The following is an 11,404-nucleotide window of genomic DNA, read 5'->3' as shown; positions in this document are numbered from 1 at the left end:
GACTAATTTCAAAACTTCTTAAATCAGATATTGTATGAAAAAGAAACTCGGTTTGTTTGTTGCAGCGTTTTTAGGTGTAGCAGTATTATACGCACAGTCGCCAGTGGCGACTATTCCGTTTGAGCAGTACGGAGACCACATGTTTATCAAAGTAAAAGTGAATGGGTCTAAAGAGCTTGATTATATTTTTGACACAGGAGACGGCTTAGCAATATTAGATATTAGTAAAGCTGCCGAATTAGGTATTAGTGCTGATCATGATGAGACTATTACCAGTGCAGAAGGTACTATTTCTGGAAAAAAAGTAAAACATAATGAATTTTTGATTGGAGAAGCACCTATTCATGACGTAGAACTTTACGAAACCGACCTTTCTCATTTGGAGATTAGTATCGGAAGAGATATCGATGGCATTATTGGATATGATTTATTGAAAAACTACGTAGTAGACGTCAATTATGATGAGATGAAGATTAAACTTTATAAGCCTTCAGAGTACACTTATATGGGTACAGGTAAGTCTTTTGATATTAAGTTGACATCTTATATTCCTCATATTACAGCGACTACTGAATTTGCTAATGGGGAAAAAATAACGAGCGAGTTTTTTGTCGACACAGGAGCTAAAACTACAGTTGATTTTAATACTCCATTTGTTGAAAAAAATGATTTGGTTAATAAAATAGGAGATAGCTATATCTATTTAGTTGCTGGTATTGGTTCTAAAGAATATGAACATCATAAAGGCAAGGTTAATAGTTTTTCTTTCGGAGGTTTTGAATTTTCTGACATTCCCGTGGGATTAAGTCATGCTAAGAGTGGTATTCAAAATCATAAAAAGATGTCAGGTATAATAGGAGGAGCTGTATTGAAGAAGTTCAATATTGTATATGATTATCATTCTAAGAAAATGTATTGGGAGAAAAGCGGTGATTTTGCTAAGGAGTTTGAAATCAATGCATCAGGCTTAGAACTTCAACTTGCTAAAGACAAATACACTGTATTGGTTCATAAAGTGTTTAAAGATAGCCCAGCACAAGCCGCAGGTGTGAAATTGAATGCTGTTCTTAATTCAGTAGACGGTAAGGATGCATCTAAACTAGGCTTAGCTAAATTGAGAACGATGCTAAGTCAATCAGGTAAAACTGTAGATGTTGAAATTGACGGTAAGGCAATTCCATTACAACTTAAGTCAATGCTATAAAGATTAAGCATCATCAATTTCGTAAACGATATCAATGGCTTGTAGTATCGTACTGCAAGCCTTTTTTATTTCGTCTTCTGTAATAATCAAAGGAGGGGCAATTCGCATCGAGTTATCACAAAATAGAAACCAATCAGATAATATCTCCATATCAAGCAGTTGTTGAATTATTGCTTCTAGCTTTTCAAAAGATTCGAATTCCACTGCTATCATCATACCTAGACCTCTAACATCCAAAATCTTATCATGTTTTAAGAGTGATTTAAATATTTTACCCTTGGCTTCCACTTCGCTGATCAACTTTTCATTGAGGATTGTCTCTAGAGTCGCAAAAGCAGCAGCAGCACTTACAGGATGTCCTCCGAAAGTGGAAATGTGTCCTAGAATTGGATCATGTGTCAAAGACATCATTATTTCTTTGGATGATATAAAGGCTCCAATCGGCATTCCTCCTCCCAAGCCTTTAGCAGTTAAAAGAATGTCAGGCTCTATATCATAATGCTCAAAAGCCCATAATTTACCAGTACGTCCCATTCCACATTGAATTTCATCAGTAATTAATAAAGCTCCAGTTTGTTGACATTTAGCTTCCAAAGCTTTGAAATACTCTTTACTTGCAATTCTAACACCAGCTTCTCCCTGTACAGTCTCTATAATAATAGCGGCAGTATTTTCGTCAATTACATCTAAGTCAGCTGTTTCTCCAAATCTGATTTGGTGAGTCAAAGGCAATAGTGGTCGGAAAGCATTTTTTAGTTTTTCATCTCCACATACTGAAAGAGCTCCATTAGTAGCTCCATGATAAGCGTCTATGCAAGAAATGATTTTCCCTCTCCCTGTATATCTTTTAGCTAACTTCATAGCACCCTCAGTGGCTTCACTCCCTGAGTTAACTAAAAATGCATTATTTAGCTTTTCGGGAAGGGTTTTTGATAAAAGAGTAGCGAGTTTGACTTGAGGTGATTCTATAAATTCGCCATATACCATTACGTGCATGTATTTATCAACTTGATTTTTAACAGCAGTTGTAATCTTGGGGTGACCATGACCAAGTGCGCTAACTCCTATACCAGATATCAAATCCAAATACTTTTTTCCATCGATACCATACATATATAAACCTTCTGCTCGTTCAATTTCTATAGCTAGAGGGAATTGTGAAGTTTGACCTAGGTGTTGGATAAAGAGTTGTCTATTGTTCATATTGAAATACAGTAAAGGTTAAATTCTGTTAACAAATCAGCCTGTTTGCAAGTATATTCGTTCTAGATAATTCATATTTACTTATTGAACGATAAAATTAATAATGGGAAGAAATAGTAGAGCGGTGAATGTAGTGATGATCCTCTTCATTTGGGGTATTGTCTCATGTGGTCAAATTATTGCCCAATCCAAAGTAGAAGTATCAAAGCAGGATTTAAAAGCCAAGCCTAAATACCTTAAAGAAACCTATTTGATAAATAATAATCTCAAACATTATCATTTTAGAAAACAAGAGCTGAACGATTCATTGTCGTCAGTTATTTTTAATAACTTCTTTAGTTCTCTAGACTTCAATAAAACTTACTTCTTTAAATCTGATGTTGATTACTTCAAAAAGTACGAATTCAAACTTGACGATCAGATAAAAGAAGGTAATGTCGAATTAGCTTTTCAGGTGTTTAAAACTTTCAGAGATAGAGCAATTGCTAGAATGGATTATGTTGATGAGCTAATCTCTAAAGGTTTTGATTTTTCTATTAATGAGGAACTGAACTTAGATAATGAAAATGTAGAATGGGCAAGTACAGAAGATGTACTAAATGAAAGGTGGAGAAAAATCATCAAAAGCCAAGCTCTTAATCTAAAACTATCTGGTAGGGATGATGAAGGTATTAAAGAATCTTTGACAGAAAGATATGAAAGGTTTCGAAAAGGAATTCTACAATATAACGCCGATGACGTATATCAATTTTATATGAATTCATATACCGAGGCATATGATCCCCACACTAATTATTTCTCTCCTATATCGTCAGAAAATTTTAATATTTCTATGTCACTTTCATTGGAAGGTATTGGAGCTCGTTTAAGTCAAAGCATGGATTATACAGTAGTCAATGAAGTGATAGCGGGAGGACCAGCTTTTAAAAGTAAGCAATTGCATAAAGACGATAAAATTGTAGCCGTTGGACAAGGTAAGGATGAAGCATTTGTAGATGTAATTGGTTGGAGATTACAAGATGTTGTACAGTTGATTAGAGGACCAAAAGGAAGTATTGTAAGATTACAAATAATTAAACACGGACAAGGAAGTGGAGCTGTACCAGAGGAGATCTTATTGGTAAGAGATAAGATAAAATTGGAAGAGTCTTCAGCAAAATCTGAAGTAGTTCCTATTAAGAATGGTAATACCACTTACAATTTAGGTGTAATTACATTGCCTAGTTTTTATATAGATTTTGATGCGGCTCGACGTGGTGTGAAGGATTATAAAAGTACGACTAGAGATGTGAAAAAAATAATAACAGACCTAAAGTCAGAAGATGTTGATGGAATCTTAATTGATCTTAGATATAATGGTGGAGGTTCTTTAAAAGAAGCAATTGACTTGACAGGTTTGTTTATAGATAAAGGTCCGGTAGTACAGGTAAAAAGTTCAAATGGGCAGATCGATGTCAAAAGAGATGCGGACCCAACTATTCAATACAATGGGCCAGTTATGGTATTGATCAACAGGTTTTCGGCTTCTGCTAGTGAGATTTTTAGTGGTGCCATTCAGGATTACAAAAGAGGTGTAATTGTAGGAGAAACTTCTTTCGGTAAAGGAACAGTTCAGAATTTAATAGATTTGAATAGGATGTTTCCTAGTGATAAAGATGAACTAGGTCAATTAAAATTGACACTGGCTAAGTTTTACAGAGTTACTGGAAGTAGTACTCAGAATATTGGTGTAACTCCAGATGTAAAGTTTTCTTCTCCCTTTGATGCCGTAGATTTTGGAGAAAGTTCTCACGAGAATTCTTTACCATGGGATAAGATAGACGAGTCAAATTTCTCAACTACTGGAAGGGTTAATGATAAAATGGTTAAATCATTAACCAAGTCTTATGAGTCAAATATAGAAAAAGACATTTTATTAAAGCTCCGTCTAGAGGATATAGAAAGAGCTAAGGAGATTCAAAATAGGAAGGCACTTTCTTTAAACTTGGAAAAGAGACAGCAAGAAAAAGATATTCAGGATGATTTAGATAAAGAGAGAAAGGAATTGGTAGAAAATACCAACTCAGAAATTGAGGGTTTTGAAGTTCCAGAAGAGGAATTGAAAAAGCTCAATGAAGACTTAGATTTAAAACAAAGTCTTAGACTTTTAGCTAATATGGTAGATATAAGTCCAAACTGATTAATGCAACAATATTTCTAAATGATACTAGATTTACAGGCTTAATGATAGACGAATAGTTATGTCTATAAATTCAAGCCTGTATTTTTTTAAATTCTTACTGATCATATTTTTTCAAATTGTTCTATCCCTTGAGACTAGGTCTCAAGATGCTTCTGTTTACATAAGCAATAGACCATTAGACGAGACTGTTACAAATATTCTTTTTCATATTGATAGGTATGATTTTACTTATTTAAACACATTTGCTCAACGAGCAGATTATAATGATAGTTCTGTATTTAAAGGCAAAGTACAGATTATCAATTTTGAGGATAAAGGATTATTTAAACTTATAGCTTGTGAGCCTTCTATAGCGTTAGAATTTCCTTTGAGGGTAGTTATATGGGAAGAGGTAGGAGATGTTTTTGTCTCTTATATAAACCCCATTTCCTTTAAAAGACGTTTTCATATTCAAGGTTGTGATCAAATTCTTTTTGACCTGAATAGGAGACTAATGAGATTAGTCAATGAATCTATAAAGCGCCAAAAAAAATAGTTTGTAGAACTTTTTTAAAGTTTTATATGTATTGAACTTCAGTAGCCAATTACTAATACCATGAAAACTAATGTTAATCGTGCCGTCTGGGTAGTTCAAATAATAATGGGAGTTTTATTCTTAATCGAATCATTTTGGAAACTAACTTCACATCCTGTAGCTGTTGAAAACTTTGAGAATTGGGGTTATCCATTCGGCTTTTACAAAGTAATTGGAATCATAGAACTAGTTTGTGGTGCGCTTTTATTTTATCCTAAAGCTGCTGGCTATGCTACCATAATGTTAATTGCAGTGATGAGTGGAGCGGTAGTGACTCATATAGTTCATGAAGAGTGGCTTATTTTACTAAAGCCTATAAGTCATGCTATTGGATTGCTGGTGATTTTTCATTTTAGATTCGTTATTCAAAGTAAAATCGAAGATGCCAAGTATTATCCTTTGAATAATGCCAAATAGGTAGTCAAATTGCAGCTAAAAAAACTTAGTGATCAGTAAGAATTCTATTTCTTTGCTACATTCTGAAATTCAATCTATAGATCACTTTGGCTAATACATTTCATGATATTTTAGGGCAACTAAGAAAGAATCAGTATGCTCCTGTTTATTTCTTTCAAGGAGATGAACCATTTTATATAGATAGATTAGTTAAACACATCGAGGAAAATGCAATTGACTCTGGGTTAAGAGATTTTAATCAAGTGGTTCTTTATGGTAAGGATACCGATTTACCAACGGTACTTAATCATGCTAAAGGCTTTCCTATGATGTCAGAGCGAAAAGTGGTTATTGTTAAAGAGGCTCAAGAGCTCACTGGTATTGACAAAGAGATTGGAGATAAGCTTTTAGGAGCATATTTAGAAAATCCTCAGCCTTCTACGATTCTTGTTTTTTCTTACAAATACAAAAAACTTGATAAGCGAAAGAAGATTGCTAAAGCTATAGATGCCAAAGCGGTTATGTTTACATCAGATAAGATGTATGATAACAAACTTCCGGCTTGGGTAGATGAATTTGTAAAGGAGAAAGGTAAGAAAATTGATCAGAAAGCACTTCAGCTAATCGTCGAGAATATTGGCAATAACCTCACTAGAATCTCTAATGAAATTGATAAACTACTTATCAATATTGGAGCTGAAGATGTCATTACTGCAGATCATGTTTATAAGAATATTGGAATAAGTAAAGAATATAATGTTTTTGAACTTCAAAAAGCATTAGGCTACAAGAACGTATTAAAAGCAAATCAAATAATTAACTACTTTGATTCCGATCCTAGGTCTAACCCTATCATTCCAATAATTGCGAACATTTTTACATTTTACAATAAACTTTTATTAGTTCACAAGAGCCCAGACAAGTCTGACCGAGGTTTGGCATCGTTATTGGGGGTAAACCCATTCTTTGTTAAAGATTATACTATGGCCTCCAGAAATTACTCTTTACCTAAAGTGATGGCAAACATTAAGCATTTGAAAGTAGCTGATATGAAATCTAAGGGTATTGATTATCCAAAGCAGACTGAGGGGGAGATTTTGAAGGAATTAGTTTTTAATTTATTACATTAATTTAACCTTGGCATACACATATGAAAATGAATAAATTATTTGTGGTGTGTTTGATGCTAGTTGTTCAAGTATCCTATGCCCAATCCATAGATCAGACTACTAGGTTTGATCATGCAAGATTACTTTATGAAAAGGGAGCTTATTTAGCAGCTCGTCAAGAGTTTTCAACTATAAATGACCCAAATTTATTTCAAAATGCTCAGTACTATATTGCTTCAAGTGCGGTGAGGTCTGGTCAAATTGATGGAGAGTATTTGGTGGATCAGTTTGTTAAAAATTATCCGAATAGTCAGTATTCAACTAAAGTATACTTTGACCTAGCTAATTTCTTCTATGTAAGTGCAAAGTATGATAAGGCTATAAAGTATTTTAATAGAAGTATATCCAATGATCCAAGTGAATTAAACTACAAGAAGGGCTATTCATATTTTCAAATAGACGAGCCCCAAGAAGCCATGAGGGCTTTGTCGAATGTCAATTCGTCAAGCGAGTATTATGCAGATGCTGGATATTTCAAAGGTTATATTTATTACAGTGAAGAGAAATTTGATAAAGCATATCCTCAATTGAAAATAGCTTTTGATTCGAAGATGTATAGGGGTGATGCTTTAGTTCTATATACGAGTTCTCTCTATCAAGCAGGTGAATATAAAGAGGTAGTCAATCTATTAGAAGGGCTTGATGAATCTGTTGATCAACCAGAGGTTTTAAATTATTTAGCTGATTCATATTATGCAGTAGGTGATTTTAGGTCTGCGAAAGATACTTATTCTAAGTTGTTCAAAAACTCTAATTACAGAACAGAACAAAATTACTTCAAGGCGGGGTTTTGTAGTTATAAAATTGATAATAGAGATCAAGCTATTGATTGGCTTAAAAGATCTGCTGTATCTGATGATACAGTTGGTGCTTATGCATCTTATTATTTGGGAGTAATATATCATGAGCAAGGAAACCTTCCTTTTGCATCAACATCATTTGGCAATACTGCTAAATACAATACAAGGCTTAAAGAAGAAGCTACATATTTATATGGTAAAACTTATTTAGAAATCCCTAAATACGAAGATGCTATTAAAGTGCTGACCAATTACGTCAATGAATACCCTCAAGGGATATATGCTGATATTTCTAGTGAGATGATAGCTTCGGCATATGAACATACAAGTAACTATGATCTTGCAATGAAGTACATAGAAGATTTGGATGTACTTACATCAGCTTCCAAAAGGATATATCAAAGAATCACCTTCACTAAGGCTACTAGTTTATTTAATGCTAAGAAGTTTGCTCAAGCTTCGGAAACTTTTCAGAAATCTCTGATTCATAATATTGATAAAGAATTGACACAGCAAACCTATTATTGGATGGCTGAGACGAAAACTTTGGAGGGGAATTATAAAGAATCTCTCTTTTACTATAATAGTGTGAATAAGCTGAATTACAATTTGTATGTAAAAGCACAATATGGATTAGGGTATGCTTATTTTAATCTGCAAGATTATGAAGCAGCGATAAATCCTTTTCAGACTGTTATCACTCATTTTGACGAATCTCTTAATAAGAGGTATAAACAGGATACCTATATAAGGTTAGCAGATTGCTATTTTGCTTTAAAAAATTACGATCAGAGTTTAGATAATTATTTTCAAGCTCTTAAACATGGTGCCAAGAAAAGAGATGAAATATACTTTCAAATTGGATTGGTATACAGATATAAAAACAGATATTCCGATGCTAAAAAGTACTTCCAGAAACTAATTAAAGAAGTACCTAAATCATCCCAAATTGATCATGCTCAGTTTCAAATTGCTCAAATTGATTTTGAGCAAGGTAATGAAAGTAATGCGATCGATTCTTATCGCACTTTAATGATCAATCACCCTTCTAGTGCATTCATTCCTTATGCATTGGTGAGTCAAGCTGTAGCTTATGAGAATATTGGTGAAAGTCAAGCGGGTATAACGAATTACAAAGAAGTTCTTGAACGTTTTCCTAGACATGAAATGTCCAATAGTGCATTACTCGCATTACAAGAACAGAATAATCAGGGTAATTTTGATTCGTTTGATACGTATTTAGCCATGTACAAAAAAGCTCATCCCAATAGTGAGGCTTTGGAGAACATAGAGTTCGAGACTGCTAAATCCAAATTCTATTCGCAGGATTATAAAGGTGTTATAACAAGTTTGAATGCTTTTCTTGAAAACTATCCAAATAGTGCTTTGAAAACTGAAGCCATTTATTTTACAGGAGACTCCCATTATCGACTGAATCAGAAGGAAAAAGCAAAGTCAAGTTTTAAGGAAATTTCAAATGATATTGATTTTTCAAAGCACATAAAAGTGCTGTATAGGCTTGCAGAGATAGAAGGTGAGCAAGAAAACTATGAGTCTAGTAATGATTTCTATTATCAAATGTCTACAAGTAGCCCCAGTTCTAGGAATATTATATTCTTAAATAGAGGATTAATGGAAAATTACTACTCATTAGGAGAATATGATTCTGCAAAATTTTACGCTCGGAAATTATTAAATAATTCGCGCATTAGCGTAGCCATTGAGTCTCTTGCTAATCTAACAATGGGCAAATCATATTTTAAGCAAAGTAATTATGATGAAGCTCTCACTTACTTGATTCCTTTAGTAAGTAATGCTCCTGATGAGACTGGAGCAGAAGCTTATTACGTAATTAGTCAGTTATATTTTGCTCAAGGAAAGGATGATAAAGCTCTTGAAAGTTTGTTTGTACTGACGAATAATTTTAAAAATTACGATTATTGGCAAGGCAAAGCTTATTTATTGATGTCAGATATCTATTTGGATACAGATGAAGTTTTTCAAGCCAAGGCCACATTAAACTCTATTATCGAAAATTCAAATATTGTCGAGGTAGTAGAAGAGGCTAAAGAGAAGTTAAAAAACATTGATTGAAAGTGGGATTTAAAATCAATATTACTGCGATGAATTTTAAACGGCTGTTATTCTCATTTTGTGCAATATCATATAGTTTTCTTGTATTAGGTCAGGAAGACGATGCAGAAAGAGGAGTACAAGATGCTGAGATTATTATTGAAAAGGATCGCCAAATTAAACTCAATAGTGAAACGAAATTGTATGAATATATTAAATACAATCCTGAAAATGAGAAGTATGAAGTGCCTAATGATGGTTTTGAAGCTTATGAATTTAATCGTGCAATAGAACCTACAATTTTTGATCCTCCACAGGTTACTATTGAGGAGCAAGGTCCAGATTATAGACAGTTTTTAAAAGCAGGCTTTGGAAACTATGGCTCTCCAATAATTGATTTGAGTCTTTCTACGCCATCTAACACAAATTTAATGATGGGCTTGAATTACAAGCATTTATCATATTCAAAAGGAGAGGTAGATGAAGAAAACAGTGCTTCTAGTTTTAATGAACTAACTCTGTATGCTTTGGCGGCCTATGAGAAGGTGAAAATAAAGCCTTCAATTTGGTATAGTCACAACAAGAATTACTTTTATGGATACACTCCAGTAATACCAGCTCCAAGCAGAAATGACATTAAGAGAACGAATAATTTCTTTGGTCTGGGGGTTGACTTTGAAGACAACACATTAGAGAACGAGTGGTCTTATCTAGCGGGATTCAAATATGACTACTTCATTGATAGTTTTGAAAATTCAGAAAACACATTTACTGCTAGTGCTCTTTTTGATTGGAAAACAAGAATGAACCTTGAGTCAGAGTTAATGTTGTCTTCTTATAATGTATTGGATTCATCGCAGTCGAGGTTTTATTACAGATTACTTCCCTATTATCAGCTTGCTGTAGGAGATTTATTGGTTGATCTTGGATTATCGGTAAATGGTCAAAATGATGATGTTGAAGGACTAAATACCTTGAAGGTGTTTCCATATGTCAATGCCATATATAATTTAAATAAAGAATACTCGGGCTTTTTGAAGATAGATGCAGGCTATGATCTTAATACTATGAACTCTATAGCGCGAGATTTATCATTTTTAAGCAGTTCTTTTAGTCCTCAAAATACACAAGTTGATTTAGCTTTTGAATCAGGTGTAAAAGGCCTTCTCACAGATAAATTATCATTAGAAGTGAAGGTCGGGTATAAGCGAGTGAAAAATTTTATGGTTTTTGTGAATGATCAAGTGGAAAGAGCGCAAATATTACCTAATTATGATGATGGGAAAGTCGTTATTGGAAGTGTAGGGCTAGCAGCGCAATATTTCTTCTCAGATGATCATGATATTAGCTTTACTTCTAACTTATATGGATACAATATGAGTGATGAGCAAAGAGAAGCTTACCATAGGCCAACAATCGATGTCAAAGTTAAAGGAAATCATACTTTTATAGAGAAGCTAACATATCAATGGCAGTTTGGTCTATTAGCAGGGATAGAAGCTATAAATACAAATGGAAGCAATGTTACTTTGGATCCTATACCAAAACTTGATATGATGATTCATTATCAAATCATAGAACGAATAGGAGGGTGGGTTTCTTTTGATAATATGCTTTCACAAGAATACTCTCGTTACTTATACTACCCTGAGCGAAAATTCATGTTCAAACTAGGCGCTTCGGTAAGGTTTTAAGTAAGAATGATGGTTTGAAGCAAATGTGTCAATCTGTTATGCCTACAAGTAATTGGACAAGAATTATTCTTACTAAAGTGACAACAGCTTTGTAATAATATTGAAGCTA

Annotated in this window: 8 protein-coding genes; 7 read left to right on the top strand and 1 reads right to left on the bottom strand. The window is 33.6% G+C overall.

All coding sequences use genetic code 11. The features are described from left to right. The first annotated feature begins 34 nt into the window (after window positions 1-34). Window positions 35-1,204 (top strand): aspartyl protease family protein, encoded by a 1,170-nt coding sequence (locus tag DKG80_RS06350; RefSeq protein WP_109830481.1) that lies wholly within the window; start codon window positions 35-37, stop codon window positions 1,202-1,204. A 3-nt stretch (window positions 1,205-1,207) separates the two neighbouring features. Here DKG80_RS06350 and DKG80_RS06345 read toward each other — a convergent pair whose 3' ends face one another. Beyond that, window positions 1,208-2,407, bottom strand: a complete 1,200-nt coding sequence (locus DKG80_RS06345) for an aspartate aminotransferase family protein (protein WP_109830480.1) — start codon at window positions 2,405-2,407, stop codon at window positions 1,208-1,210. A 103-nt stretch (window positions 2,408-2,510) separates the two neighbouring features. Here DKG80_RS06345 and DKG80_RS06340 point away from each other — a divergent pair, with 103 nt between their 5' ends. The 6 genes from DKG80_RS06340 to DKG80_RS06315 all read left to right on the top strand — a co-directional run bounded on the left by DKG80_RS06340 (window position 2,511) and on the right by DKG80_RS06315 (window position 11,295). Continuing rightward, window positions 2,511-4,586, top strand: a complete 2,076-nt coding sequence (locus DKG80_RS06340) for a carboxy terminal-processing peptidase (RefSeq protein ID WP_109830479.1) — start codon at window positions 2,511-2,513, stop codon at window positions 4,584-4,586. 61 nt (window positions 4,587-4,647) lie between these two features. Beyond that, window positions 4,648-5,124 (top strand): DUF302 domain-containing protein, encoded by a 477-nt coding sequence (locus DKG80_RS06335; RefSeq protein WP_109830478.1) that lies wholly within the window; start codon window positions 4,648-4,650, stop codon window positions 5,122-5,124. 60 nt (window positions 5,125-5,184) lie between these two features. Continuing rightward, on the top strand, window positions 5,185-5,580 hold the full coding sequence (locus DKG80_RS06330) for a DoxX family protein (protein WP_109830477.1): 396 nt from the start codon (window positions 5,185-5,187) through the stop codon (window positions 5,578-5,580). An 86-nt stretch (window positions 5,581-5,666) separates the two neighbouring features. Then, on the top strand, window positions 5,667-6,689 hold the full coding sequence (gene holA / locus DKG80_RS06325; protein WP_109830476.1) for a DNA polymerase III subunit delta: 1,023 nt from the start codon (window positions 5,667-5,669) through the stop codon (window positions 6,687-6,689). Window positions 6,690-6,715: 26 nt separating this feature from the next. Further along, a complete protein-coding gene (locus DKG80_RS06320) occupies window positions 6,716-9,622 on the top strand; it encodes a tetratricopeptide repeat protein (protein ID WP_162555718.1) in 2,907 nt (968 codons plus the stop codon). A 29-nt stretch (window positions 9,623-9,651) separates the two neighbouring features. After that, complete coding sequence (locus DKG80_RS06315; protein ID WP_162555717.1) at window positions 9,652-11,295, top strand: TonB-dependent receptor; 1,644 nt, start codon at window positions 9,652-9,654, stop codon at window positions 11,293-11,295. The last annotated feature ends 109 nt before the right edge of the window (window positions 11,296-11,404 follow it).

It is taken from the genome of Reichenbachiella versicolor, assembly GCF_003171675.1.
GTDB classification, from domain to species: Bacteria; Bacteroidota; Bacteroidia; order Cytophagales; family Cyclobacteriaceae; genus Reichenbachiella; species Reichenbachiella versicolor.
The sequence above is the reverse complement of the archived record's forward strand: the minus strand, read 5'-3'. Positions and strand labels throughout refer to the sequence as shown.

Coding starts and splice junctions, on each gene's coding strand:
- DKG80_RS06320 (WP_162555718.1), top strand. CDS start 6,716: ATGAATAAATTATTTGTGGTGTGTTTGATGCTAGTTGTTCAAGTATCC.
- DKG80_RS06350 (WP_109830481.1), top strand. CDS start 35: ATGAAAAAGAAACTCGGTTTGTTTGTTGCAGCGTTTTTAGGTGTAGCA.
- DKG80_RS06345 (WP_109830480.1), bottom strand. CDS start 2,407: ATGAACAATAGACAACTCTTTATCCAACACCTAGGTCAAACTTCACAA.
- DKG80_RS06340 (WP_109830479.1), top strand. CDS start 2,511: ATGGGAAGAAATAGTAGAGCGGTGAATGTAGTGATGATCCTCTTCATT.
- DKG80_RS06335 (WP_109830478.1), top strand. CDS start 4,648: ATGTCTATAAATTCAAGCCTGTATTTTTTTAAATTCTTACTGATCATA.
- DKG80_RS06315 (WP_162555717.1), top strand. CDS start 9,652: ATGAATTTTAAACGGCTGTTATTCTCATTTTGTGCAATATCATATAGT.
- DKG80_RS06330 (WP_109830477.1), top strand. CDS start 5,185: ATGAAAACTAATGTTAATCGTGCCGTCTGGGTAGTTCAAATAATAATG.